The 25,295-nt window shown below is 67.3% G+C and carries 20 protein-coding genes and 1 pseudogene; 14 read left to right on the plus strand and 7 right to left on the minus strand.

Going from position 1 to position 25,295, the window contains the following annotated elements:
* Window positions 1–22 precede the first annotated feature (22 nt).
* Genes A5753_RS00145 through A5753_RS00155 form a run of 3 tightly spaced genes read left to right on the plus strand, consistent with a single transcriptional unit; the run spans window position 23 to window position 2,063 of the window.
* On the plus strand, window positions 23–772 hold the full coding sequence (locus A5753_RS00145) for an SDR family oxidoreductase (RefSeq protein ID WP_067121710.1): 750 nt from the start codon (window positions 23–25) through the stop codon (window positions 770–772).
* A complete protein-coding gene (locus A5753_RS00150; RefSeq protein ID WP_067121731.1) occupies window positions 769–1,626 on the plus strand; it encodes an NAD(P)-dependent oxidoreductase in 858 nt (285 codons plus the stop codon). The genes A5753_RS00145 and A5753_RS00150 overlap by 4 nt, the downstream gene beginning before the upstream one ends.
* Window positions 1,626–2,063 carry a carboxymuconolactone decarboxylase family protein gene (locus A5753_RS00155; RefSeq protein WP_067121733.1) on the plus strand — a complete coding sequence of 146 codons (438 nt, stop codon included), beginning with the start codon at window positions 1,626–1,628 and terminating at the stop codon, window positions 2,061–2,063. The genes A5753_RS00150 and A5753_RS00155 overlap by 1 nt, the downstream gene beginning before the upstream one ends.
* Here A5753_RS00155 and A5753_RS00160 read toward each other — a convergent pair.
* Entirely contained in the window at window positions 2,060–5,371 is a 3,312-nt protein-coding gene (locus A5753_RS00160) for a LuxR family transcriptional regulator (RefSeq protein WP_067121972.1), read from the minus strand. The genes A5753_RS00155 and A5753_RS00160 overlap by 4 nt on opposite strands.
* A gap of 153 nt (window positions 5,372–5,524) precedes the next feature.
* On the opposite strand from A5753_RS00160, the gene A5753_RS00165 reads away from it, so the two are divergent.
* Entirely contained in the window at window positions 5,525–6,733 is a 1,209-nt protein-coding gene (locus A5753_RS00165) for a serine hydrolase domain-containing protein (RefSeq protein WP_082971098.1), read from the plus strand.
* 13 nt (window positions 6,734–6,746) lie between these two features.
* Here the strand turns inward: A5753_RS00165 and A5753_RS25115 are convergent.
* Window positions 6,747–7,840, minus strand: a pseudogene (locus A5753_RS25115) (aldo/keto reductase).
* Between the two features lie 73 nt (window positions 7,841–7,913).
* On the opposite strand from A5753_RS25115, the gene A5753_RS00175 reads away from it, so the two are divergent.
* Window positions 7,914–8,321, plus strand: a complete 408-nt coding sequence (locus tag A5753_RS00175; protein WP_067121735.1) for a MarR family winged helix-turn-helix transcriptional regulator — start codon at window positions 7,914–7,916, stop codon at window positions 8,319–8,321.
* Between the two features lie 50 nt (window positions 8,322–8,371).
* Window positions 8,372–9,640 carry a phosphoribosylamine--glycine ligase gene (gene purD / locus A5753_RS00180; protein ID WP_067121738.1) on the plus strand — a complete coding sequence of 423 codons (1,269 nt, stop codon included), beginning with the start codon at window positions 8,372–8,374 and terminating at the stop codon, window positions 9,638–9,640.
* Here the strand turns inward: purD and A5753_RS00185 are convergent.
* Complete coding sequence (locus A5753_RS00185; RefSeq protein WP_067121741.1) at window positions 9,637–11,220, minus strand: gamma-glutamyltransferase family protein; 1,584 nt, start codon at window positions 11,218–11,220, stop codon at window positions 9,637–9,639. The two genes, purD and A5753_RS00185, sit on opposite strands and share 4 nt — an antisense overlap.
* Before the next feature lie 18 nt (window positions 11,221–11,238).
* The gene (locus A5753_RS00190) at window positions 11,239–12,156 is read right to left on the minus strand and encodes an alpha/beta hydrolase-fold protein (protein ID WP_067121978.1); all 918 of its coding nucleotides are present in this window, start codon (window positions 12,154–12,156) and stop codon (window positions 11,239–11,241) included.
* 61 nt (window positions 12,157–12,217) lie between these two features.
* Between A5753_RS00190 and A5753_RS00195 the strand changes: the two genes are divergently transcribed.
* Window positions 12,218–12,835, plus strand: a complete 618-nt coding sequence (locus A5753_RS00195) for a TetR/AcrR family transcriptional regulator (RefSeq protein ID WP_067121744.1) — start codon at window positions 12,218–12,220, stop codon at window positions 12,833–12,835.
* 7 nt (window positions 12,836–12,842) lie between these two features.
* On the opposite strand, the gene A5753_RS00200 is transcribed toward A5753_RS00195, so the two are convergent.
* Complete coding sequence (locus tag A5753_RS00200) at window positions 12,843–13,589, minus strand: DUF429 domain-containing protein (protein ID WP_067121747.1); 747 nt, start codon at window positions 13,587–13,589, stop codon at window positions 12,843–12,845.
* A 49-nt stretch (window positions 13,590–13,638) separates the two neighbouring features.
* On the opposite strand from A5753_RS00200, the gene purB reads away from it, so the two are divergent.
* From purB to A5753_RS00215, 3 genes are read left to right on the plus strand one after another with little or no spacing between them, the layout of a single operon-like run.
* A complete protein-coding gene (purB, locus tag A5753_RS00205; RefSeq protein WP_067121750.1) occupies window positions 13,639–15,057 on the plus strand; it encodes an adenylosuccinate lyase in 1,419 nt (472 codons plus the stop codon).
* Window positions 15,054–16,310 carry a cytochrome P450 gene (locus tag A5753_RS00210; protein ID WP_067121753.1) on the plus strand — a complete coding sequence of 419 codons (1,257 nt, stop codon included), beginning with the start codon at window positions 15,054–15,056 and terminating at the stop codon, window positions 16,308–16,310. The genes purB and A5753_RS00210 overlap by 4 nt, the downstream gene beginning before the upstream one ends.
* Window positions 16,307–17,326, plus strand: a complete 1,020-nt coding sequence (locus A5753_RS00215; RefSeq protein WP_067121755.1) for a tellurite resistance/C4-dicarboxylate transporter family protein — start codon at window positions 16,307–16,309, stop codon at window positions 17,324–17,326. The genes A5753_RS00210 and A5753_RS00215 overlap by 4 nt, the downstream gene beginning before the upstream one ends.
* On the opposite strand, the gene A5753_RS00220 is transcribed toward A5753_RS00215, so the two are convergent.
* On the minus strand, window positions 17,267–17,911 hold the full coding sequence (locus A5753_RS00220; protein ID WP_067121758.1) for a hypothetical protein: 645 nt from the start codon (window positions 17,909–17,911) through the stop codon (window positions 17,267–17,269). The genes A5753_RS00215 and A5753_RS00220 overlap by 60 nt on opposite strands.
* A gap of 52 nt (window positions 17,912–17,963) precedes the next feature.
* Between A5753_RS00220 and A5753_RS00225 the strand changes: the two genes are divergently transcribed.
* Together A5753_RS00225 and A5753_RS00230 are read left to right on the plus strand one after the other, a co-directional pair.
* Window positions 17,964–18,854: a phosphoribosylaminoimidazolesuccinocarboxamide synthase gene (locus A5753_RS00225; protein ID WP_067121761.1), complete on the plus strand. Its 891-nt coding sequence runs from the start codon at window positions 17,964–17,966 to the stop codon at window positions 18,852–18,854.
* Complete coding sequence (locus tag A5753_RS00230) at window positions 18,851–20,974, plus strand: S9 family peptidase (protein ID WP_067121764.1); 2,124 nt, start codon at window positions 18,851–18,853, stop codon at window positions 20,972–20,974. Before A5753_RS00225 ends, A5753_RS00230 begins: the two co-directional genes overlap by 4 nt.
* 40 nt (window positions 20,975–21,014) lie before the next feature.
* Here the strand turns inward: A5753_RS00230 and A5753_RS00235 are convergent, their stop codons facing one another.
* The gene (locus A5753_RS00235) at window positions 21,015–22,634 is read right to left on the minus strand and encodes a DHA2 family efflux MFS transporter permease subunit (RefSeq protein WP_231989943.1); all 1,620 of its coding nucleotides are present in this window, start codon (window positions 22,632–22,634) and stop codon (window positions 21,015–21,017) included.
* A gap of 147 nt (window positions 22,635–22,781) precedes the next feature.
* Here A5753_RS00235 and A5753_RS00240 point away from each other — a divergent pair, with 147 nt between their 5' ends.
* Window positions 22,782–23,486: a DUF2334 domain-containing protein gene (locus A5753_RS00240; RefSeq protein ID WP_067121769.1), complete on the plus strand. Its 705-nt coding sequence runs from the start codon at window positions 22,782–22,784 to the stop codon at window positions 23,484–23,486.
* A gap of 47 nt (window positions 23,487–23,533) precedes the next feature.
* Window positions 23,534–25,201: an FAD-binding dehydrogenase gene (locus A5753_RS00245; RefSeq protein ID WP_067121772.1), complete on the plus strand. Its 1,668-nt coding sequence runs from the start codon at window positions 23,534–23,536 to the stop codon at window positions 25,199–25,201.
* Window positions 25,202–25,295 lie beyond the last annotated feature (94 nt).

Below are 25,295 nucleotides of genomic sequence, written 5' to 3' on the forward strand. Positions count from 1 at the left end.
ATCAGGCGAACGAGAGGAAAGCATGCGATTCGAGAATAAGGTCGGCATCGTCACCGGATCCGGTGGTGGCATCGGGCAGGCGTACGCCGAGGCCCTGGCCCGCGAGGGCGCGGCGGTGGTGGTTGCCGACATCAACGCCGAGGCCGCCGACGCGGTCGCCAAGCAAATCGTCGCCGACGGCGGAACCGCCATCAGCATTCCGGTCGACGTGTCCGACCCCGCGTCGGCCAAGGAGATGGCCGACCGCACGCTGGCCGAATTCGGCGGCATCGACTACCTGGTCAACAACGCCGCGATCTTCGGCGGCATGAAGCTGGACTTCCTGCTCACCATCGACCCGGATTACTACCGCAAGTTCATGAGCGTGAACCTGGACGGGGCGCTGTGGTGCACCCGCGCGGTGTACAAGAAGATGGCCAAGCGCGGCGGCGGGGCGATCGTCAACCAGTCGTCCACCGCTGCTTGGCTTTACGCGAACTACTACGGCCTGGCCAAGGTCGGGCTCAACGGCCTGACCCAGCAATTGTCCCGAGAACTGGGTGGCCAGAAGATCCGGATCAACGCGATAGCCCCGGGGCCGATCGACACGGAGGCCAACCGGACCACCACGCCGGCGGAGATGGTCGCCGACATCGTCAAGGGCCTGCCGCTGTCGCGGATGGGCACGCCCGAGGACCTGGTCGGCATGTGTCTGTTTCTGCTCTCCGACGAGGCATCGTGGATCACCGGACAGATCTTCAACGTTGACGGTGGACAGATAATCCGATCATGAGCGATCACGCGAAGCTCGGCTACATCGGCCTGGGCAACATGGGCGCGCCGATGGCCACCAAGATGACCGAATGGCCTGGCGGAATAACGGTTTACGACATCAGGACCGAGGCGATGACCCCTCTGGCCGAAAAGGGCGCCGGCCTGGCCGACAGCGTCGCCGACGTCGCCGCCGCCGACATCATCCACATCACCGTTCTCAACGACGCCCAGGTGCGTGAGGTGGTCGGCGAACTGGCGGCCCACGCGAAACCCGGCACCGTCATCGCGATCCACTCGACCATCAGCGACACCACCGCGGTCGAACTCGCGGCCGAGCACAAGCCGCGAGACATCCATATCGTCGATGCGCCGGTCAGCGGTGGGGCCGCCGCGGCGGCGAAGGGCGAACTCGCCACGATGGTGGGCGCCGAGCGCGAGGTGTACGAGCGAATCAAGCCGGCCTTCAAACACTGGGCCGCGATGGTCATCCACGCCGGCGTGCCGGGTGCCGGGACGCGAATGAAGCTGGCCCGCAACATGTTGACGTTCACCTCGTACGCCGTGGCGTGCGAGGCCATGAAGCTCGCCGAGGCGGCCGGGCTCGATCTGCAGGCATTGGGCCGGGTGGTCCGGCATACCGACGCTCTCACCAGCGGCCCAGGGGCGATCATGGTCCGCGACAACATGAAGGACATCGAACCGGATAATTTCCTGTACCAGTCCTTCGTGCACGCCCGCGGCCTGGGGGAGAAGGACCTGAGCCTGGCGCTGGCTCTCGGCGAGGCGGTCTCGGTCGACCTGCCTTTCGCCGAGTTGGCCTTTCAGCGATTGGCCGCGGACCTTGGGGTGCCGCACACACAGAAAGAGGCGTAATGGACGAGCTGCGCAGTAAGGGCCTCGCGAAGATGAACGAGGTCTACGGCTGGGAGATGCCCAACATCGAGGGCGACGCGTACTTCGACCTGACCGTCGATCACCTGTTCGGCAGCATCTGGACGCGACCGGGATTGTCGATGCGCGACAAGCGCATCATGACGCTGACGGCGGTGACCGCGATCGGCAACCGCGACCTGGCCGAAATCCAAATCAACGCAGCCCTTCTCAACGGCGAGCTCACCGAGACCGAACTGAAGGAGATGGCCGTCTTCCTCACCCACTACCTCGGCTTCCCGCTGGGTTCGGCGCTCAACGGCGCAGTCGACGCCGTCGTGGCCAAACGCAAGAAGGCCGCGGCCAAGGGCGCAGGGGAGGACAAGAAGGGCAACGTGGATGCCGCGCGCAAGATGCACTCGGGCAAGAAGGACGACTAAGCGTGGCGTGAAGCCTCCTGCGCAAGTTGGACTCTCGAGCTGATCCCCAGCTTGGAGTAGACGTGGCTCAGATGCGTCTGCACCGTTCGTGAGGACACGAAAAGGCGGGCGGCGATGTCCTTGTTCGCCAGCCCCTCGCTGACCAGCTTCACCACGTTGATTTCGGCGGGGGTCAGTGATTCCCATCCCGTTGCCGGTCGTTTGCGCTCCCCGCGCCCGCGCTGCGCGTAGGCGATCGCCTCCTCGATCGACAGCTCCGCACCCTCGGCCCATGCCTCGTGGAATTCGCTCTCGCCCATGGTTTCCCGAAGGGCTGCCACCGACGTGTCATAGGCGTCGTCGTAGATCTTGAATCGCACATAGCCGGCGCGGCCGCGCACCGCATCTGCCGCGCCGAAGAGGCGCCCGGCTTCTCGGTTCGCCCCGGCGCTCGCCGCGAGTATGGCCAGGCATTCGATGACGTCGGGGACAACGTAATACCCCTTCAGTTCCCCGGCGCTGATGAGCGCATCGCGTGCGTCGCGCGCTGCTTGCTCAACATCGTTTTGCGCGATAGCAATTCGCGCACGCTTCGTCAGCGCGAGCAGCAGGTGCATGCCGGGGGCTACCGTGACGGCATCGTCCGCCAAGCGGCGCGCCACCGTCAGGTCACCCCGCGCGAGGGCAACGTCCGCGAGTGGGATGACGTTGACCGCGGCCAGTTCGGGTTGGGCTTTCATGCGTTCCCACGCCGCCTCGCCGGCCGCGGCCGACGCTTCCACATCACCCGCGGCCAGGTTCGCGACCGCCAGCGCGGCATAGGCGAAGCCCTGGATGAACGCGCTGTAATCCGCGGCGGCTTCGACGGCCGCGGTGGCGGCGGCTCTGGCCCCGTCCGGGTCACCGGCGAAGGCGAGGTAGTGGCCCAGGCTGACGAGGCTGGACATTCGCCACGTTTCGTCGTGCGCCGCCTCCGCTTCGGCGACCACGGCGCGGAACTGCGCTATGCCTCCGAAGAGGTCCCCTTCCCACTGCTGCGCCAAGCCAATACACCACCGGCACCCCCGCGAGGTGTAGCCATCCCCGATCGCGTCGGCGATGTCACGCCCTTCTTCGCCGGCCGCCCGCGCCGCGGCCGCGTCACCCTTTCCGGTGACCGCCGCGAACGCCTGGAAGGCCAGGATCTGGCTCAGACTCCAGTCGTCGCCCACCGCACGGGCGAGGCCGACCGCCTCGTCGAAGTACAAGCTGGCGGCCTCGGCGTCATAGGCGGCGATGAGGCCGCAGCCGGCGAGTGCGCGGACGAGCAGTGCCGGGTCACCGATCTCACGCGCGAGGGCCAGCGCCTCCAACGCCTTGTCCATGTTGTCGTGGATCGATTGCGCGCCCTCGAGCATGGCTTTGTCTGCGAGCGCCAGGGCCCGGACCGGAAGCGGTAGCTCCGCGTTGTGCGCGGCGGCCTCGGTGAGCGCGGCGTCGAACCAGGCCGTTCCCTCCTGCACGCGGCCCCTAGTCGTCCACAGCGGCTGTAGGGCCGACGCGAGTTGTAATGCGGTGGCGTATCGCGCATTTTCGCCAGCCCATGCGAATGCCGCCCGCAGGTTGTCCATCTCGAGTACGGCTTGCTCGATGCGGCGCTGCTGCTCGGAGTACCCCGCCATGTCGAGCCGACTGGCGATCGCGGTGTAGTGGTCGGTGTGGCGGTCGCGAACCGTGTCCGCCTCGCCCGATTCGCCGAGCTTTTCCAGCGCGTACTGCCGAACCGTCTCCAACATTCGGTAACGGGTCCCGGAGCCACCGTCTTCGGTCGTGACGAGCGATTTGTCGATCAACAAGGTGAGTTGATCGAGGATCTGGTAGCGCTCGATGTCGGTGTCCCCGCCCACCGCCTGCGCCGCATCCAGGTCGAATCCGCCCATGAACACGGCCAACCGCCGGAACAGAACACGTTCGGGCTCGGTCAACAGCGCGTGCGACCAGTCCACCGACGCGCGCAGCGTCTGCTGGCGGCGCACGGCGGTGCGCGCCCCGCCGGTCAGCAGCCGGAAGCGGTTGTGCAGGCTGTCGAGGACCTGCGTCAGCGACAGTGCCCGCACGCGCGCCGCGGCGAGCTCTATTGCCAGTGGTATGCCGTCGAGTCGCCGGCAGATCTCCGTCACGGTGGCCGAATCGTCTGCCGACATGGCGAACTCGGGCCGCACTTGCCGGGCACGATCTGCGAACAGGGCAACCGCCTCGTCGGTCAGCGCTAACGACGGTACGGCCCAGGCGATTTCGCCGGCCACACGAATCGGCTCACGGCTGGTGGCGAGAATCGTCAGCGCCGGGCAAGACCGGAGCAACGCAACGGCCAGCGCGGCGGCCGCATCGATCAGGTGCTCACAGTTGTCCAACACGACGAGCATGTGCCGCCCGGCGATGACGTGGGTGAGAGTGTCCATCGTCGAACGCCCCGCTTGGTCGGGCAGACCCAGGGCGCGCGTCACGGCGACCGGGACGACGTCGGGGTCGGTGACGGGTGCCAGGTCGGCGTACCACACGCCGTCCTCGAATTCCGCGTCCAGCTGGTCTGCGACCCGCACCGCCAGCCGGGTCTTGCCGACACCGCCGGCGCCGGTCAGCGTCACCAACCGCTGCTCGCCAAGCATCCGGCGGACGGCTTCGATTTCCGCGGCGCGGCCGACGAAACTGGAAAACTGCGGCGGAAGATGCTGCCTTCCAGAACTTTTCGAGGCGCGAAGCGGTGGGAACTCGTTGCGCAGGTCAGGGTGGCAGAGCTGCGATACACGTTCGGGCCGGGGCAGATCCCGCAACGGGTGGGTGCCGAGGTCGAGCAGCCACGCTTGGGCGCCGACCGCGTCGGCGAGCAGGTCGGCTGTGGTCGCCGACAAGACCGTCTGGCCCCCGTGGGCGAGATCGCGCAGCCGTGCCGCACGGTTGATGGTCGGCCCGATGTAGTTTGCTTCGTCGCGCAGTTGCACTTCGCCGGTGTGCAGGCCGATTCGCAGACGGATCGGCGTCAGCGGTGTGCGCTGCAATTGCAGAGCAAACGCGGCGGCGTCGCTGGCGCGGGCGAAGGCGGCCACGAAGCTGTCGCCCTCGCCCTGCTCCACCGGGCGCACCCCGCTGTGCTGGGCAACCAGGTCCGATACCGCCCGGTCCAACTGCGCGATCGCCGCGCTCATCTCGTCGGGCTGGGTCTGCCAGAGCCGCGTCGAGCCCTCGACGTCTGCGAGCAGCAACGTCACCGTTCCGGTCGGGAGCTCGGTTACGCCCAAGTCGCTCCAGTTCAATGGTGGCGCGTCCGCGCGTTGGTCGGTCTCAGCCATGTTAGCCAGCCTGAGCTGGTTGAAGGGGCCAAACATCGGCACAAAGACGTAGAAACCCGCTCGGTGGTCCGCCCGCGCGCGTAGGCCCTTTGGCGGATGTTCTTCCACTCGCCGCGACACATAGTCAGGTCACCGACGAATGGAGGGTGACCCATGAATAACCAGGCGCATCTCGCCGCAAGCCACGCCAGAATCGACGCCCACTTCACCACTGGGGTGTTACATGGCTACTACGACAGCCGCTTCGAGGATCTCGCCGCCGCGCTGGCTGACGAGGTCACCGCGAGCGGCGAGCTGGGTGCCGCCATCGCCGTCGATATCGGCGGCGAGCTCGTCGTCGACATCTGGGGCGGGTATGCCGATCGGGCGAAAACCCGGGAATGGTCGCGGGACACCATCGTCAACGTCTTCTCCAGCACCAAGAACGTGACCGCCCTGGCGGCGCTGATGCTGATCGACCGCGGTGTGCTCGACCCGTTCGCCCCCGTCGCCAAGTACTGGCCCGAGTTCGCCGCCAACGGCAAGGACCGCATCGAGGTGCGTCACGTCCTCAGTCACACCTCGGGGGTGTCCGGCTGGGATATGCCTTTCACGCTCGAGGACATCTACGACTGGGACAAAGCCACGTCGCAACTCGCCACCCAGGCGCCGTGGTGGCCGCCGGGAACCGCCTCGGGCTACCACGCGATCACCATCGGGCACCTCGTCGGTGAACTCGTGCGCCGGGTCACCGGCACGACGCTCAAAGCGTTTGTGCGCGAGCAGATCAGCGAACCGCTCGGCGCCGACTTCCAGATCGGTGCTCGGCCCGAGGACTACGACCGCATCGCCGAGCTCGTTCCGCCACCACCGCTGGACGTGCCCCTCGACGCGGTGTCCGCCGACCATCCGATGCGCAAGACGTTCGCCGCCGTGCCGCCCACCGCGGCGGCCGCGCCGGCCGCGGAGACAGCCGCGTGGCGCGGCGCGGAGATCGGCTCGGCGAACGGACACGGCAACGCCCGCTCGCTGGTGCGCGCGTTGTCACCGATCTCGTTGGGCGGCAGCGTAAACGGGGTACGGCTGCTTCGGTCCGAGACGATTGACCTGATCTTCGAGGAGCAGGCCAACGGCACCGACCTGGTGCTGGCCATGCCCGCGCGATGGGGCATCGGCTTCGCGTTACCGCATCGGGACGCGGTGCCGGACATGCCCGATGAAAGAGTCTGCTACTGGGGCGGCTGGGGCGGCTCCATGGCGGTCATGAACCCTTACTGCCGCACCACATTCGCGTATGTCATGAACAGGATGGGGCAGGTCACCCCGGCCGGAACCGAGCGCACCAGGATGTACACGCGCCTGATCTATCAGGCCATCGGATGACCTCGGCGCCGACTCAGTACGGCTGGACGCCTTCGGGCATCACGTATTCGGAGATCGGCGCGGCGACCCCGTTGACCGTCGTTCCGCCGTTGATGATGCCCGGCGCCATCTCCAGCATGTTGTGCGGGAAGCCGAACCTGGGCTTGGTCAGCGTGTCCAGCCGGGCCAGCTCGTCGGCGGCGAGATTCACGTCGACCGCTCGGACGTTGTCCTCGAGCTGGGAGAGCCGGCGCGCCCCGATGATGACGGACGAGACGGCGCGCTGCGCGCGCACCCAGGCCAGCGCCACACTGGCGACGGTGGTCTCGTGCGCCTTGGCGATGGCTTCGAGTTCGTCGATGACGGCGTAGGTTCTTTCGTTGAGGAAGGCGTCGACCATGGCGCCGCGGTCGGCGGTGTGCCGGCCGCTGTTGGCGCGGGTGTATTTGCCGCTCAGCACGCCGCTCTTCAGCGGCGACCATGGGGTGATGCCGAGGCCGAATTCGGACGCCATCGGCACCAAATCCTGTTCGATGGCGCGCTCCAGCAGCGAGTACTCGACCTGCAGCCCGACGAACGCCGGCCAGCCGCGGAAATCGGCGATCAGGTTGGCCTGGGCGACTTCCACGCCGGGGTGTCCGAGACGCCGATGTAGCGCACCTTGCCGGCGCGAACCAGGTCCTCGAGTGCCGCCATGGTCTCCTCGATGGGGGTGGTGGAGTCCCAGATGTGCAGCCAGTACAGGTCGATGTAGTCGGTTTGCAAGCGCCGCAACGAGTTTTCGCAGGCGTTGATCAGCGACTTGCGGCCCGAGCCGCCGCCGTTGGGATCACCGGGATACAGGTTGCCACTGAACTTGGTCGCGATCGCCAGCCGATCGCGGCGGGCTGGGTGGCGCCCGACGTGGTCGCCGATGATCTTCTCGGAGTGGCTACGGGTGTAGAAGTTGGCGGTGTCGATGAAGTTGCCGCCGAGTTCGAGGTAGCGGTCGATGATCTGTTGGGACTCTTCCACGCTGGTGCCCCAGCCGAGGTCTTCACCGAATGTCATCGCGCCCAGGCACAGGGGGCTGACGCGCAAACCGGATCGCCCGAGTGTCACATATTGATCCAGCGGCATGCTGCCCACTTCCTGGTAGGTTGTTCGACTATGAGGTTGTTCAAAATAAAACTAGTTCATAGCTGAACGATCTGGCAAGTCGATGTCTGCGGTCGATGCGGCCAAGATCTGGTCACTGAACTACCGGGTGCTGCTCTCGGTCATCTCGTGCGCCGAGGCCGACATCTGCGCGCTGGGCCTCGAGTCCAAGGAGCTCTTCCTGCTCGCCGAGATCGACGAGCACCCCTACCCGGCCGAGCTGGCGGCGGCGTTGAGCATGCCCAAGGCGACGGTGACGTTGTACCTGAAGCGGCTCGAGGCGGCAGGGTTCGTGCGTCGCGAGATCGATCCGTCCGATCTGCGCCGGCACCGGCTGCTGCTCACCCCGGCCGGGCGTCAGGCGGCCAGGAAAGGCCTGAGAATGCTCTCCGACGAGTTCGACAAGCGCCTCGGGCGCCTCACCGTGGCGCAGCGCAACGACCTCAAGGCGCTGCTCGAGAAAATCCTCTGAATCCTCCGGACTGTGGGTGTGCGCCGCTGCACCGGCTAGTCTGACGTGTCGTGCGTGTCCTGGTGATTGGTTCCGGTGCCCGTGAGCATGCGCTGCTGTTGGCGCTTCGCAAAGACCCCCAGGTCACGGGGCTGGCGGTCGCTCCCGGCAACGCCGGCACCGCGCGGCTGGCCGACCAGCACGAGGTCGACGTCACCTCGGCGCAAGACGTCGTCGCCCTGGCGCGCGAGGTCCGCGCCGACCTGGTGGTCATCGGTCCCGAGGTTCCGCTGGTCCTGGGGGTGGCCGACGCGGTGCGAGCCGCCGGCATCGTCTGCTTCGGCCCCAGCAAGCAGGCCGCTCGCATCGAAGGCTCGAAGGCTTTCGCCAAGGAGGTCATGGCCGCGGCGGGGGTGCGCACCGCCACCAGCGAAATCGTCGATACCCCCGCGCATTTAGACGTCGCCCTGGACCGGTTCGGCCCGCCGGCGGGGCATGCGGCCTGGGTGGTGAAGGACGACCGCCTGGCCGCGGGCAAGGGCGTGGTGGTGACCGCGGATCGCGGCGTCGCACGCGCGCACGCCGCCGGGCTCCTCGAGGCGGGGCACCCGGTGCTGCTGGAGTCCTACCTGGACGGCCCGGAGGTGTCGCTGTTCTGCGTGGTCGACGGCGAAACCGTGGTGCCGTTGCTGCCGGCACAGGATTTCAAGCGCGTCGGCGACGGCGACAGCGGTCCCAACACCGGCGGCATGGGCGCCTACGCGCCGGTGCCGTGGCTGCCCGACGAGGTGTACCGCGACGTGGTCCGCAACATCGTCGAACCCGTTGCGGCCGAGATGGTTGCGCGTGACAGCTCGTTCAGCGGATTGCTGTATGCCGGACTCGCCATCACGTCGAACGGACCCGCGGTGGTCGAATTCAATTGCCGCTTCGGTGATCCCGAGACGCAGGCGGTGCTGGCGCTGCTGGAATCGCCGCTCGGGCAGCTGTTGTACGCGGCCGGCAGTGGGACACTGGCAGACTTCGGCGAGTTGCGCTGGCACGACGGTGCCGCCGTGACAGTGGTGGTGGCCGCGGAGAGCTACCCCGGACGCCCCCGGGTGGGTGACGTCATCGTCGGCTCGGAAGCCGACGGGGTGCTGCACGCCGGCACCGCGCGTCGCGACGACGGCGAAATCGTCTCCTCGGGCGGCCGGGTCTTGTCGGTGGTGGGCACGGGTGCCGACCTGACCGCCGCGCGGACCAAAGCCTATGCGGTCGTTCGTTCAATTCGGCTGCCGGGCAGTCATTTCCGCAGCGACATCGCCCAGCTGGCTGCCGAGGGGAAGATCCGCGTCTAGAAGGCGGCGGCCTGACCGTCCCGCCGCGGATCGCTGGCCGCGACATAGCCGCCCTCGAGACGCCAGATCGCCTGGCAGCTGCCGAATTGGTTGTAGTCGTCGACGGCAACCAGATCGTGTCCGCGCCGGCGCAACTCGTCCAGCGTCGAGGCCGGGAACCCTGTTTCGCAGCTGACCTGCATGCCCTCCACCCACCGAAACCGCGGGCCGTCGCACGCCGCCTGCGGGTTCTGCCCATGATCGGCGATGCGCACCATCACCTGCACGTGTCCCTGTGGCTGCATCATTCCGCCCATCACCCCGAAGCTCATCACCGCGGCGCCGTCTTTGGTCACAAATCCCGGGATGATGGTGTGGTACGGGCGCTTGTTCGGGCCCACTGCGTTCGGATGTCCGCGGGCCGCAACGAAATTCGCACCCCGGTTCTGCAGCGAGATCCCGGTGCCCCCCACCACCACACCCGAACCGAACCCCATGTAGTTCGACTGGATCATCGACACCATCATCCCCCCGGCGTCGGCCGCGGTCAGATAGACGGTGCCGCCCGCAGGGGCGCCGGCGGCTGCCGGCCTGGCCCGCCCGCGGTCGATCAGCGCCGCGCGCCGCCTCAGGTACTCCGTGTCCATTAGCCGTTCCGGCCCCCACGGCATGTGCTCGATGTCGGCGACATAAGCATGGGCGTCGGCGAACGCCAGCTTCACCGCTTCGATCTGCAGGTGCACGCTGTCGGCGGAATCCGCTGGCAGCGAGGCCATGTCGAAATGCTCGAGGATGCCCAGGGCGATCAGCGCGACGATCCCCTGCCCATTGGGCGGGATCTCGTGCACCGTATACCCGCGGTAGCCGCCGTCGACCGTACCGACCCAGTCGGCACGGTGAGCCGCCAGGTCACTGGCCCGCATGGCGCCCTCGTTGTCCAGCGCGTGCGCCTCGAGTTTGGCGGCCAGTTCCCCACGGTAGAACGCCTCGCCGTTGGTCGCGGCGATCGTCTCGAGGGTTGCAGCATGATCGGGCAAACTGAATCGCTCGCCGGGTCTCGGCGCCCGCCCGCCGGGCAGAAACGCCTGGGCGAAGCCCGGCTGCTTCTCGAACAGCGGAACCTGCGCCGCCCACTGCTCCGCGACCGTCGGAGAAACCAGGAATCCGTTGCGGCCGTAGCTAATTGCGGGTTCGAACAGCCGCTCGAACGGGAGCCTGCCGAACTTCGCATGCAGTTCCGTCCACGCCGACACCGCGCCGGGCACGGTCACCGAATTCCAGCCGAGGATCGGAACTTCCTTGCCGCCAAAGTATTCCGGTGTCCAGGCCGCGGGTGAGCGGCCTGAGGCGTTCAGCCCGTGCAACTGCTTGCCGTCCCACACGATGGCGAAGGCGTCCGAACCGATGCCGTTGGATACCGGCTCCACGATGGTCAGGGTGACGGCGGTGGCGATGGCCGCGTCCACCGCGCTGCCGCCCTGCGCGAGCATCCGCAGGCCCGCCTGGGCGGCAAGCGGTTGCGATGTGCACACAACGTTTTCCGCCAGGATGGGCTTGCGCGGCCAGGCGTACGGGAAGGTCCAGTCGAAAGGTGCCGTCACCCCCGCGAGCCTAACTTGCTACGCCGTCAGCAGCGGTGCCATCCAGGTCAGCTCGGCGGGCAACTGCGAACTCCAGAAAGCCCCGTCGTGCCCACCGGGCGAGAAGCCACCCGCCGGCGGATTGGGCAGTTGCGCAATGAATTGCTTTGTCGCGCTGTAAAACGGATCGCTGTCGCCGCAGTCGATTCGGATGGGGATCGAGGCCAGGGCGGGCATGCCGAACACCGAGTTCGCCGCGAAGTCGTCCGGGCCGTCGAAGGCTCCGGGCGCGGCCGCACCCGAGGACATCCACAGCGCCGGGCTGACCGCGCAGATCGCCGCGGTGCGGGCCGGCCCCAACCGGCCGCCCAGCAGCAATGCCCCGTAGCCGCCCATCGACCAGCCCAGGAACGCCACTCGCGAGGTGTCCAGGTTCTGGTTGCCCAACATCGGGATGAGCTCGTCGAGCACCATGGCGCCGCTGTCCTCACCGGAAGCCCGTTTGTGCCAATAGCCGCCGCCGCCGTCGACGGCGACCACCGCGAATGGCGGCAGCCCGGCGTCGACGGCCTGTGCGAGACCGTGTTCGACGCCGCCCGCCATCACGGTGGACGCGTCACTGCCCTTGCCGTGCAGTGCGATCACGGGTCGCAGCGGTTTCGTCTGGCCCGGCGGACGGGCGATGGCCCAGTTCGTGTTCACCCCACCGCGTGCGGCGGAGACGAAGGAACCGGTCACCATGGTGGGCGCGGCCGCCGGCGGTGGAGCCGGATCGCGAGGTGGGTTCGGCGGCGGCGCGAACGGCACCTGGGTGCCGGCCGTCGACACCGGCATGGCGTGAGATGTGCGTGGCTCTAACAGGATGTCGAGCCCGTAGGCGCCCACCGCCCCCACGGCCGCGCTGGCGCCGAGGCCGAGCAGGGCGCGTCGGCTCAAGTCGGGCATGCGGGCCATTATGCCCTGGCCGTTTGGCCGAAATGGCATCGCAGTACCACTTTGGCTGGCACGATGGCTACTCGTGACTGCAGCGGTTACTCCAAAAGGAGAACGCCGGCGGTATGCGCTCGTCAGCGCCGCCGCGGAGCTGCTGGCCGAGGGCGGGTTCGAAGCGGTGCGGCACCGGGCGGTCGCGCGGCGTGCCGGATTGCCGTTGGCATCCACGACCTACTACTTCTCCTCGCTCGACGATCTGATCGCGCGCGCCGTCGAACACATCGCCATGATCGAGGTGGCGCAGTTGCGGTCGCGGGTCAGCGCCTTGTCGCGGCGGCGCCGGGGACCGGAGACCATCGCCGAGGTGTTGGCCGATCTGCTCGTGGGCGACGTGTCCGGCCCGGGCCTTACCGAACAGCTGATCTCGCGCTACGAGCGTCACATCGCGTGCATCCGGCTGCCCGCGCTGCGCGACACCATGCGTCGCAGCCTGCGCCAGCGCGCCGAGGCGGTGGCCGAGGCCATCGAGCGCTCGGGTCGCTCGGTGCACATCGAACTGGTGTGCACGCTGATCTGCGCGGTGGACGGTTCGGTGGTTTCGGCCCTGGTGGAGGGCCGGGATCCGCGTGCGGCGGCGCAGGGTGCGGTGGTCGACCTCATCGAGGTGCTCGCGCCGATCGATCAGCGGCCCGTGCAGATCTGACCGACCCCTATCCGCGGACCGGATCCACCGGCGGCGACGGCGTCACGATGTGTCCGGTGTCGGGGTCGCCGTAGATCGTCACTTCCCCCGGCTGGCGCTGCGCATACAACGCCACGTAGGCGCAGACCACGGCGTCGACGGGATCCTCCGCGCGGCGCAGCTCGCTTTTGCGCTGCGCGGCCGCGACGGCCCGGCGCAGCGCGATCCACCCGTCGTGCCCGGTCACGCGGAGCGGTACCAGGGCGTGCGCCAGCCGCTCGACGCCGTCCATCAGCAGCAGCAGCTCGGATTTGAGCCCGTCGACGGTGCGCCCGGGCTTTGCCTTGTATTTGAGCGTGCGCTCCAACTGGAACAGGGCGACGGTGGCCGCATGCGGGTAGACCTCGATGGCGCGCCGCGCGGCCGGCGATCGCGGATCGAGATCCAGGCTCAGCGTCGCGGCCAGGCGGCCCGCGCGGGGGCCGGCGGCGAATTCGGGCTTTCCGGTGTTGCAGGGGTGGGTGCCGGCCTCGTACCTGCGGAAATCGCGGTTGAGCGCGTTCTCGGCCGGGCGCTGGCCGGTCGGGTTGTTCACCACCAGCGGCGCATCGAAGGCGACCACGCAATCGCCCTGCACGTAGGGGCGCAACGCCGCCAGGATCTCGTCGTCGTCGCGGACCGCGCACACCCTCACCAGGGTGCCGGCGGAGTCCACCACCGCGACGCCGGTCGGGTTACGACCAGCCCACGCAAGGTCGACGCCGGCGAAGTACATCCGCATAGGCTACGAGCGCGACCGTAAGCTGTGTGTTCGTGAGGACCAAGTGAGCATTCCGAATGTGCTGGCCACTCGGTACGCCAGTGCCGAGATGGTCGCGATTTGGTCGCCGCAGGCCAAAGTCGTCGCGGAGCGGCGGCTGTGGCTGGCGGTGCTGCGCGCGCAGGCGGAGCTGGGTGTTGCGGTGCCTTCCGAAGCCGTCGCCGACTACGAGCGGGTGATCGAGGACGTCGATCTGGCGTCCATCGCGGACCGGGAACGGGCACTGCGCCACGACGTCAAGGCGCGCATCGAGGAGTTCAACGCCCTGGCCGGTCACGAGCACGTGCACAAGGGCATGACCAGTCGCGACCTGACCGAGAACGTGGAGCAACTTCAGATTCGGCGCTCGCTGGAGCTGGTCTTCGGTCACGGCGTGGCCGTCGCCGCGCGGCTCGCCGAGCGGGCCGTGGCCTACCGCGACCTGGTGATGGCCGGACGCAGCCACAACGTCGCCGCGCAGGCGACCACGTTGGGCAAGAGGTTCGCCTCGGCGGCCCAGGAAACGCTGATCGCGTTGACCAGGCTGCGCGAATTGATCGACCGCTACCCGCTGCGCGGCATCAAGGGCCCGATGGGCACCGCGCAGGACATGCTCGACCTGCTGGATGGTGACGCGGCCAAGCTGGCCGAGCTCGAGCGGCGCGTAGCCGAATTCTTGGGTTTCGCAACGGTATTGACCAGCGTAGGGCAGGTGTATCCGCGTTCGCTGGACCACGACGTGGTTTCGGCGCTGGTGCAGCTGGGCGCGGGACCGTCATCGATGGCCCACACCATCCGGCTGATGGCCGGGCATGAACTGGTTACCGAGGGATTCGCGCCCGGACAGGTGGGCTCCTCGGCCATGCCGCACAAGATGAACACCCGCAGCTGCGAACGAGTCAACGGGCTGCAGGTAGCGCTGCGGGGCTACGCCTCGATGGCCGCGGAACTGGCGGGGGCGCAGTGGAACGAGGGTGACGTGTTCTGCTCGGTGGTGCGCCGAGTGGCGTTGCCGGACAGCTTCTTTGCGATCGACGGGCAGATCGAGACGTTCCTGACGGTGCTCGACGAGTTCGGTGCCTATCCGGCCGTGATCGGCCGCGAGCTGGATCGCTACCTGCCATTCCTGGCCACCACGAAGGTGTTGATCGCCGCGGTGCGCGCCGGCGTGGGACGCGAGACCGCGCATCACGTGATCCGCGAACACGCGGTGGCCACCGCACTGGCCATGCGCGAACACGGAGCCGAGCCCGACCTGTTGGAGCGCCTGGCCGCCGACGAACGCCTGCCGCTGGACCGGGCCGCTCTGGACGCCGCGCTGGCCGACAAGAAGGCTTTCACCGGTGCCGCCGGTGACCAGGTGGACGAGGTGGCGGCGCAGGTCGACGCGCTGGTGAACCGCTACCCGGACGCGGCCAAGTACGCCCCGGGCGCGATCCTGTGACGCTGGCGGGCGCGCTCGCCGAAATCGATTTCACCGATCTGGACAACTTCGCCAACGGATTTCCGCACGATCTGTTCGCGATCCACCGTCGTGAGGCGCCGGTGTACTGGCACGCACCGACCGACAACACCCCGGACGGCGAAGGCTTCTGGTCGGTGGCCACCTACGCGGAAACGCTTGAGGTGCTGAAGGATCCGGTGACCTATTCATCGGTCACGGGTGGCTCGCGGCCGTACGGCGGCACGCTGTTGCAGGATTTGTCGATCGCGGGTCAGGTGCTCAACATGATGGACGATCCGCGGCATTCACAGATTCGGCGCCTGGTCAGCTCGGGGTTGACACCGCGGATGATCAGGCTGGTCGAGGACGACCTGCGGACCAGGGCGCGCCGGCTGCTGGACGCGGTGGTGCCCGGCGAGCCGTTCGACTTCCTGGTGGACATCGCCGCCGAATTGCCGATGCAGATGATCTGCATCCTGCTGGGAGTGCCTGAATCCGAACGGCATTGGCTGTTCGAGGCGATCGAGCCGCAGTTCGACTTCGGCGGCTCGCGCAAGGCGTCGCTGTCGCAGCTCTCTGTCGAAGAGGCCGGGTCGCGGATGTATCAGTACGGCCAGCGGCTGATCGCGTCCAAGCGCGAAAAGCCCACCGACGACATGTTGTCGGTCGTCGCGAACGCGATGCTGGATGACTGCGACAGCGGTGCCGGATCGGCCCTATCCGACCTCGAGCTGTACCTGTTCTTCAGTCTGTTGTTCAGCGCCGGCGCCGAGACGACGCGCAACGCGGTGGCGGGCGGCCTGCTGGCGTTGGCCCACCATCCGCACCAATTGCAGTCGCTACGAGGCGATCTCGATGTGCTGCCCACGGCCGTCGAGGAGATGGTGCGGTGGACGTCGCCGTCGCCCTCCAAGCGTCGCACCGCCACTCGCGCCGTAACCCTGGCCGGGCAGTCGATCGAGGTGGGGCAGAAAATACAGATCTGGGAAGGCTCGGCGAATCGTGACGCCGGGGTGTTCGGGAACGCCGACGAATTCGATATCTCGCGGAAGCCGAATCCGCATCTGGGCTTCGGTCAGGGCGTGCACTACTGCCTGGGTGCCAATCTAGCCCGGCTGGAACTGCGGGTGTTGTTCGAAGAGCTGCTGTCTCGCTTCGGCGGGGTGCGAGTTGTCCGGCCGGTCGAATGGACCCGCAGCAATCGGCACACCGGCATCCGGCACCTCGTCGTTGAGCTCCGCGAAGAACCGTGACGATCCGGTTCGCCGACGTCGAGCCCTCACCCGATGTGTTCGCGGCGGTGATGGCGACGGGAATACTGTCGATCGACGCGCACAATCATGGGTACCGGTTGATCAGCGACACGATGGGTGTCATCGCCACTGCCGGGCTGTTGTTTCTGGTTGCCCTGGTCGCCGCGAAGGCCGCCACCCCGGGCCAAGGGTTGCGTTGGGACTTCACCGACCCCAACGTCACGCTGCGACTGATCACGTTCGTCGCCGCCTGTGCGGTAATCGACACTCGCTTGTCGTCGAACGTGTGGGTGGCGCGGATCCTCGGCGGGGTCGGCCTGGCGGCCTGGCTGATACTGATCCTGTTCAGCGCGCGAAATATGTTGGCGCACCGGTGGACCGAGCTGCGCGACCGCGCCCACGGCCCCTGGCAACTGGGCAGTGTGGGAACCTCCGGTTTGGCGATCGTGATCGCCCGGGCGGCCCGACAAACCGGCCATCACTGGTGGCTGGCGGTGGCCGTGGCCGGATGGGTGGCGGCGCTGTGCATCTATGGCCTGATGACGTGGCTGACCATGTGGCGTGTGGTGAACGAACGACAGGACCGCGACGGCTTCGAACCCGACACCTGGCTCCTGATGGGCGCCATGGCGATTGCGACGCTGGCCGGCGACAACATCCACGCCGTGGCTCCCGCATGGCTGGGCGGCCCGGTGCGCGCGGTCATGATCGTGACGTGGATGACGGCCACGCTGTGGATACCGCCGCTGATCTACTTTGCGCTGCACCGCATCAGGCGGTACCCCAACATGCTGAGATTCGCCGGTGTGTGGTGGGCCTTCGTGTTTCCGTTGGGCATGTACTCCGCGGCCAGCTTCGCCATGGCGCGCGTGTTCGATCAGCCGTCGCTGTTCACCGTTTCGCTGGTGTTCTTCTGGGATGCGATGGCCGCGTGGCTCGTTGTGGTCGTCGCCGGGCTACTGCTCTTGTCGCGGGCGCTGCTGACTCCCGCGGACCGCGATACCGGCCGACCGTAGTTCGAGCGCGACCAGGGCCCCGATGGTGGCCGGATCCTCACGGCGCCATCCGCCAACCGGATCCGCGCTGACGGCGATCAACTTGCGGGGCGGACGGTTGGTCAGCGCGCGCAGCGCAAGCAATTGCGCACCGGCCGGGGTTGCGGCCAGAGCGGTCACGGTCAACTTGCGCCGAAAGAACCGCAGCCGCAGAAACAGCCACGGTACTACCGCGACCAGGAGCGGCACCGCGACAACGGCCATCGCGAGCAGCACCGCGAGCCAGCTCGCCGCGCTGTCCAGATCATGGCCCGCGCCGGCGATGTCCAGCGCGGCGTGGCTGGCGGAGTTGAGCGGCTTGCTCACCGTGTCGCCCACCACCGGAATGTGCTGGGCTCCGTGGCCGGCGGACGCGAGGTTGCCGGCGATCCCGTTCGCGCCGGTCTCGACCTGCCGGCCGGCGTCGGCGATGGTGGCGATCGCGTCGTAGACGGCTAGGCCGACGAGCAGCCAGAGCACCGTCCACACGACGACGGCGAGGTCGCTGAACAGCTGGACAGCCAGCCGGCCGGGCCTGGTGGAGTAGGGCAGAAACCGCGGTGTCATAGCCCCGATCCCAGCACAAAGCCGGTTGGCGGGTGCCCGATAGGCTGACCGGATGCCTGCACTGTCCGACTACCAGCATCTGGCCAGCGGCAAGGTCCGCGAGCTGTATCGCATCGACGACGAGCACCTGCTGCTCGTCGCCACGGACCGAATCTCGGCGTACGACTTCGTCCTGGACAGCACTATCCCGGACAAGGGCCGCATCCTCACCGCGATGAGCGTCTTCTTCTTCGGACTCGTCGACGCCCCCAACCACTTGGCCGGGCCGCCGGACGATCCACGCATTCCCGACGAGGTCCTGGGCCGCGCGCTGGTGGTGCACCAGCTGGAAATGCTTCCGATCGAATGCGTGGCGCGCGGCTACCTGACCGGCTCGGGATTGCTGGATTACCAGGCGACCGGAACGGTCTGCGGCATCACGCTGCCGCCGGGACTGGTCGAAGCCAGCAGGTTCGCCCAACCCCTGTTCACCCCCGCGACGAAAGCCGCACTGGGCGACCACGACGAGAACATTCCGTTCGCGCGGGTCATCGAGATGGTCGGTCCCGTGCCCGCCAATCAACTCCGCGACCGCACATTGCAAATCTATGTTCAGGCCGCCGATCACGCGCTCCGGAAGGGAATCATCATCGCCGACACCAAGTTCGAGTTCGGCACCGACCGAGACGGCAACCTGCTGCTGGCCGATGAGATCTTCACCCCGGATTCGTCCCGCTACTGGCCGGCCGACGAGTACCAGGAGGGCGTCGTCCAGAACAGCTTCGACAAACAGTTCGTCCGCAACTGGCTGACCGGCCCCGAGTCGGGCTGGGACCGGCACGGCTCACAACCGCCGCCACCGCTGCCGGAACCCATCATCGATGCCACCCGTGATCGGTATATCGAAGCCTACGAACGCATTTCCGGCCTGAGCTTCGACGGCTGGATCGGTCCCCCCGCATGACCGAAGCGCACCTGGACGAATTGGAACCTCCTGTCGCCAAGCGAGTGGATAGCCGGCGCGAGCATCACGGCGACGTCTTCATCGATCCGTATGAGTGGCTGCGCGAAAAAGCCAACCCCGAAGTCATCGCCCACCTCGAGGCGGAAAACGCATACGCCGATCGGATGACCGCCCACCTCGAACCGCTGCGGCAACAGATCTTCGACGAGATCAAGGCGCGCACCAAGGAGACGGACCTGTCGGTACCGACCCGGCAGGGCGAGTGGTGGTACTACGCGCGCACCTACGAGGGCAAGCAATACCGTGTCCAATGTCGTTGTCCGATAAGCGGCTCCGACGACTGGGATCCGCCGACCCTGGACGAGAACACCCAGATACCGGGCGAGCAGATCCTGCTCGATTCCAATGTCGAAGCCGAGGGTCACGAGTTCTTCTCCCTCGGCGCCGCAACGGTGAGCCTGGACGGGAATCTGCTGGCGTACTCGGTCGACACCCTCGGCGATGAGCGATACACGTTGCGGTTCAAAGACTTACGTACCGGCGAACTGCTTCCCGACGAGATCGCCGACATCGGGGCCGGTGCGACATGGGCCGCCGACAACCGCACCATGTACTACCTGACCCTGGACGACGCCCACCGCCCCGACAAGGTGTGGCGGTATCGGGTGGGCTCCGGTGCCGAGTCGGAGCTGGTGTATCACGAAGCGGACGAAAAGTATTGGCTCGGCGTGGGGCTGACCCGCAGCGAGGCCTACGTCTTCATCGCCTCGGGATCCTCGATCACCTCCGAGTATCGATACGCCGACGCCGCCGACCCGCAGGCCCGGTTCACCGTCGTGCTGCCCCGTCGCGAAGGCGTCGAGTACGCGGTCGAGCACGCGGTCATCGGTGGCCAGGACCGGTTCTTGATCCTGCACAACGACGGCGCGGTCAACTTCACTCTCGTTGAGGCGCCGGTCAGCGATCCGGCCCGGCAGCGCACCCTGATCCCGCACCGCAACGACGTCCGGCTCGACGGTATCGATGCTTTCGCCGGCCTCCTGGTCGTCAGCTATCGGCGCGAGGCATTGCCCCGGATGCAGCTGTGGCCCCTCAACGGGGACGGCACATACGCACAGCCCGAAGAAATTTCGTTCGACTCCGAGCTGATGACGGCCGGTCCCGCCGGCAACCCCAACTGGGCGGCGCCCAAGCTGCGGATCAGGGCGGGATCGCTGGTCACTCCGGCGCGGGTCTACGACATCGACCTCGCCACCGGTGAACGCACCTTGCTGCGCGAGCAGCCCGTCCTCGGCGATTATCGGACGGGCGACTACGTGGAACGGCGTGACTGGGCGATCGCCGACGACGGCACCCGCATCCCGGTGTCGATCGTGCACCGCGCCGACATCGAATTCCCGGCACCGGCATTGCTTTACGGTTACGGCGCTTACGAGCTGTGCACCGACCCAAGCTTTTCCATCGCCCGGCTGTCGCTGCTGGACCGAGGCATGGTGTTCGCCATCGCCCACGTGCGTGGCGGCGGTGAGATGGGCCGGCTGTGGTACGAGCACGGCAAGCTGTTGGAGAAGAAGAACACCTTCACCGACTTCGTCGCGGTCGCAAGGCATTTGGTGGATGTCGGGGTCACCCGGGAGCGTCAGCTGGTGGCCCTGGGGGGCAGCGCCGGCGGTTTGTTGATGGGCGCGGTGGCCAATCTGGCGCCGGAGCTTTTCGCCGGCATTCTCGCGCAAGTCCCGTTCGTCGACCCGCTGACCACCATTCTGGATCCCTCGCTGCCATTGACCGTCACCGAATGGGATGAATGGGGAAACCCATTGGCGGACAAGGACGTCTACTCCTACATGAAGTCCTACTCGCCGTATGAGAATGTCGAGGCGAAGCGGTATCCGGCGATTCTGGCGATGACGTCGCTGAACGATACGAGGGTCTACTACGTGGAGCCGGCCAAATGGGTTGCGGCGCTGCGCCACGCCAACGGTGCCGGCAATCAGGTCCTGTTGAAGACCCAGATGAACGCCGGGCACGGCGGCGTCAGTGGCCGCTATAAGGGCTGGGAGGAAACCGCCTTCCAATACGCGTGGCTGTTGGCCGCGGCCGAGGCCCAGTCGTCGACCTAGGACGCTGCAGGCCGGCCGACGGTCCGCGCGAGCGATCGCGCTATTCGCCGGCCGTTTCGCTCGCCGGCTGCTTAGGCAAAAACCACGCCGGAATGAGGGTGCACACCACCAGCACGACGGCAATCACGAAGACCGCGGTGTAGGCGTGTGAAAGATCGTGCACCACATTGCTCGAAAATCCCGGGTCGAGCGACTGCCGGGGTATTGCGGATTGGTCGAGCGGCACCCCGTCGACGGCCGCCCGCTGATGCAGGGCGGCGAGCTTGTTCGCCGCGACGATGTTGGGGCTCCGCAGGAACTGGTTCGTCAGGATCATCGACATCAGGGCGGTTCCGATCGAGCCGCCGACCTGGTGACTGACGCTCATCAGCGTCGTACCCCGGGCGATCTGATGGGGCGCCAACGCCTGCACCGAGGCCACCGACAGCGGCATCATCGTGCAGCCCATGCCCAGGCCCATGATCGCCAGCCCCACCAGCAGCGTGGGTAGATAGTGGGCCTGGGTGGCCGCACCGAAGGCGAAGGTGCTCAGGCCGGCGGTGATCAGAGCGATCCCGACCAGCACGATCTTGCCCGGGCCCTGCCTGTCCACCAGCGGTCCGGTCAGCCGCATGGTCAGCATGGCGCCCAGCCCCTGAGGGATCATGTGTACCCCCGCCTGCATCGGCGTTTGGTGCAAAACCTGCTGGAAATAGCTCGGCAGGAGCAGGCCGGCGCCGAAGAACGCGCCGGCGAAGACCAGCATCGTCACGTTTGCGTGGGTGAGCACGGGATCGCGGAATAGCCTTAGATCGATCAGGGGATGCTCGGCGTGATGCCAGGCGTGCGCGACGAAGCCCGCGATCAATGCCATTCCGATCATCGCCGGTATCACCACGTGGCGGTCGGCCACGGTGCCGCGGCCCGGAATGGAGGACACCGCGAACAAAAACGTCGCCAGCCCCGGCGAGAGCAGCAGCACGCCGACGGCGTCGAAGGTCTCCGACCGCGCCGGGTGATCCCGCGGGAAGATGACGGCGGCCAGCGCGATAGTGAGCAACCCGATCGGCACATTGATCAGAAAGATCCACCGCCAACTCGAGGTGTCGATCAGCCAGCCGCCCAGGATCGGCCCGCCGATCGGGGCGAGCAGCATCGGGATGCTCAGTATCGACATCAGGCGCCCGAGCCGCCCGGGGCCCGCTTCGCGAGTCATGATCATGAAACCCAACGGCAGCAGCATGCCACCGCCGACCCCCTGGACCACACGAAAGACGATGAGCTGCACGATGTTTGCCGCAATCGCACACAGCAGCGAGCCCAGCATGAAGGCCACCACGGAGCCCATGAAGAGCCGTTTGGTGCCGAACCGGTCGGCCGCCCAGCCGGTTATCGGGATCACGGTCGCCAAGGCGAGCGTGTAGCCGGTCATCGTCCAGGCGACGACGGCCTGCGAGGACGCGAATTGGTCGATGAAGGTGCGTTGCGCGACGCTGACGACCGTGACGTCCAGGATCGCCATCACCGTGGCCAAGATGCACACACCGGAGATCCGCAACAGCGGGGCGTCGAGCTTGTCGGGATAGTCCCGTTCCTCGACGCCCGGCTGTCCGGTGGGGGCGTGCGGCAGCGGCGTTTTGGCCGCTGCGTACGAGGCCTCGTCCATGGCGTTGCTTAGCATATCGAACTGATCACGTCGGCTGACGCTCGCGGCGGTCGCGGTTGGGGCAAGGCCGGCGCCGAAACTTAGGGCTTGGGTGAGTGCGTATACGCCTGCTGTCTGCGTGTCCTTCACCATCGCGACACTTGGGATCGGCAAACTGCTGGTGTGTCTGGAAAATTGATCGTCTCGATCTCGGGAATCGGGGAACGCACCCTGCCCGACGTCGATGCGTTCTGCGCGCAAATGGATGCCCGCGAGGTGCCGGTGTCGTTACTCGTGGCTCCCCGCCTGTCCGGTGACTACCGGCTCGACCAGGACCCGGAAACCGTCGGGTGGCTGAGCAACCGTCGCGCCGGCGGTGACGCCATCGTGCTGCATGGCTATGACGACGCGGTCACCAAGAAGCGTCGCGGCGAATTCGCGATCCTGCGGGCGCATGAGGCCAACCTGCGATTGACGGCCGCCGACCGGGTCCTCGAGCACCTCGGGTTGCGTACCCGATTGTTCGCGGCGCCCGGCTGGGTGGTGTCACCCGGTGTTGTGAAGACGTTGCCGGACAACGGATTCCGGTTGCTGGCCGATCTGCACGGGATCACCGACCTGGTTCGTCACACCACTGTCCGCGCACGCGTCCTCGGCATCGGCGAGGGCTTTCTCGCCGAGCCGTGGTGGTGCCGGATGGTGGTGCTGTCCGCCGAGCGGATCGCCCGGCGCGGCGGCGTCGTGCGGGTTGCGGTCGCGGCCCGCCACCTGCGCAAACCGGGGCCGCTGCAGGCCATGGTGGACGCCGTCGACCTCGCGTTGATGCACGGTTGCACACCCGCCGTCTACCACTGGCAGCCGGCCAAAGCGGTGCTCGACGCCGCCTGACGCGGCGACTGCCTGACCTGCCAGTCGGGGCATTACCCTGGTCCGACATGGGCGATTCTTCGGTTGCGGGGTTCGACGCTGATGCCATCGTCGTCGGGGCGGGCCTGGCCGGCCTGGTCGCAGCCTGCGAACTGGTGGATCGCGGCTTGCGGGTGCTCATCGTCGACCAGGAGAACAGCGCCAACCTGGGCGGGCAGGCCTTCTGGTCCTTCGGCGGCTTGTTCTTCGTCGACAGCCCCGAGCAGCGCCGGCTGGGTATCCGCGACAGCCATGAACTGGCGTTGCAGGACTGGCTCGGCACTGCGGCGTTCGATCGTCCCGAGGACTACTGGCCACGCCAATGGGCGCACGCATATGTCGATTTCGCCGCGGGGGAAAAGCGCAGTTGGCTACGGTCGCGCGGGCTCAAGCTTTTCCCGCTGGTGGGCTGGGCCGAGCGCGGTGGGTATGGCGCACAGGGGCATGGCAATTCGGTTCCCCGCTTTCACATCACCTGGGGTACCGGGCCCGCGCTGGTCGAGATTTTCGCGCGGCAACTGCGCGACCGCTCATCGGTGCGCTTCGCGCACCGCCATCAGGTCGACGAGTTGATCGTCGAGGGCGAGGCGGTGACGGGCGTCCGGGGCACGGTGCTGGAGCCGACGGCCACGCCGAGGGGGGTCGCGTCGTCACGAAAATCGATAGGACAGTTCGAATTTCGTGCCGGCGCGGTAATCGTGACGAGCGGCGGCATCGGCGCCAATCACGAACTGGTGCGAAAGAACTGGCCCAAGCGCATGGGCCGCGTCCCCGAGCAACTCCTGAGCGGGGTTCCGGCCCATGTCGACGGCCGGATGATCGCCATCTCGCAGCAGGCCGGCGCGCGGGTCGTCAACCCCGACCGGATGTGGCACTACACCGAGGGCATCACGAACTACGACCCGGTCTGGCCTTTGCACGGCATCCGGATCATCCCCGGCCCGTCGTCGTTGTGGCTGGATGCCAGTGGCAAGCGGTTGCCGGTCCCGCTCTACCCCGGCTTCGACACGCTGGGCACGTTGGAGTACATCACCAAGTCAGGGTTCGATTACACCTGGTTTGTGTTGAACGCCAAGATCATTGAGAAGGAGTTCGCGCTCTCCGGTCAGGAGCAGAATCCGGACCTGACCGGACAGAGTATCCGCGAACTGGTGCGAAACCGGGCGCGTTCCGGGCCGCCGGGCCCGGTGCAGGCGTTCGTCGACCGGGGCGTGGACTTCGTCAGCGCGACCTCGTTGTGCGACTTGGTGACCGCGATGAACAAGCTGCCCGATGTGCAGCCGCTGGACTACGCCACGGTGGAGGCCGAGGTCACCGCCCGCGATCGCGAGGTGGCCAACAAGTTCAGCAAGGACGGGCAGATCACGGCCATTCATGCCGCCCGAAACTATCTGGGCGATCGGCTGGGCCGGGTGGTGGCGCCGCATCGGCTTACCGATCCGAAGGCGGGACCGATGATCGCGGTCAAGCTGCATATCCTGACCAGAAAAACGTTGGGCGGCATCGAAACCGACCTCGCCTCGCGGGTGTTGAAGGCCGACGGCACGCCGCTGACCGGTCTGTATGCCGCCGGCGAGGTGGCCGGGTTCGGTGGCGGCGGCGTGCACGGCTACCGCGCCCTGGAAGGCACGTTCTTGGGCGGCTGCATCTTCTCCGGCCGCGCCGCCGGACGCGGCGCCGCCGATGACCTCATGTAGCCGGAGGGCAGAGCCCCACTTGCCGTCGAGCGTCACGCCAGCGTGACCGCCGAACGCGAGCGTCACGCCAGCGTGACCGCCGAACGCGAGCGTC

Source organism: Mycobacterium sp. 852002-51971_SCH5477799-a (assembly GCF_001667145.1).
Taxonomy (GTDB): domain Bacteria; phylum Actinomycetota; class Actinomycetes; order Mycobacteriales; family Mycobacteriaceae; genus Mycobacterium.

Bases quoted from the DNA above. Each gene is read 5' to 3' on its own strand.
- A5753_RS00145 (WP_067121710.1), top strand. From the start codon at position 23: ATGCGATTCGAGAATAAGGTCGGCATCGTCACCGGATCCGGTGGTGGC.
- A5753_RS00150 (WP_067121731.1), top strand. From the start codon at position 769: ATGAGCGATCACGCGAAGCTCGGCTACATCGGCCTGGGCAACATGGGC.
- A5753_RS00155 (WP_067121733.1), top strand. From the start codon at position 1,626: ATGGACGAGCTGCGCAGTAAGGGCCTCGCGAAGATGAACGAGGTCTAC.
- A5753_RS00160 (WP_067121972.1), bottom strand. From the start codon at position 5,371: ATGGCTGAGACCGACCAACGCGCGGACGCGCCACCATTGAACTGGAGC.
- A5753_RS00165 (WP_082971098.1), top strand. From the start codon at position 5,525: ATGAATAACCAGGCGCATCTCGCCGCAAGCCACGCCAGAATCGACGCC.
- A5753_RS00175 (WP_067121735.1), top strand. From the start codon at position 7,914: ATGTCTGCGGTCGATGCGGCCAAGATCTGGTCACTGAACTACCGGGTG.
- A5753_RS00200 (WP_067121747.1), bottom strand. From the start codon at position 13,589: ATGTACTTCGCCGGCGTCGACCTTGCGTGGGCTGGTCGTAACCCGACC.
- A5753_RS00220 (WP_067121758.1), bottom strand. From the start codon at position 17,911: ATGACACCGCGGTTTCTGCCCTACTCCACCAGGCCCGGCCGGCTGGCT.
- A5753_RS00225 (WP_067121761.1), top strand. From the start codon at position 17,964: ATGCCTGCACTGTCCGACTACCAGCATCTGGCCAGCGGCAAGGTCCGC.
- A5753_RS00230 (WP_067121764.1), top strand. From the start codon at position 18,851: ATGACCGAAGCGCACCTGGACGAATTGGAACCTCCTGTCGCCAAGCGA.
- A5753_RS00235 (WP_231989943.1), bottom strand. From the start codon at position 22,634: ATGCTAAGCAACGCCATGGACGAGGCCTCGTACGCAGCGGCCAAAACG.
- A5753_RS00245 (WP_067121772.1), top strand. From the start codon at position 23,534: ATGGGCGATTCTTCGGTTGCGGGGTTCGACGCTGATGCCATCGTCGTC.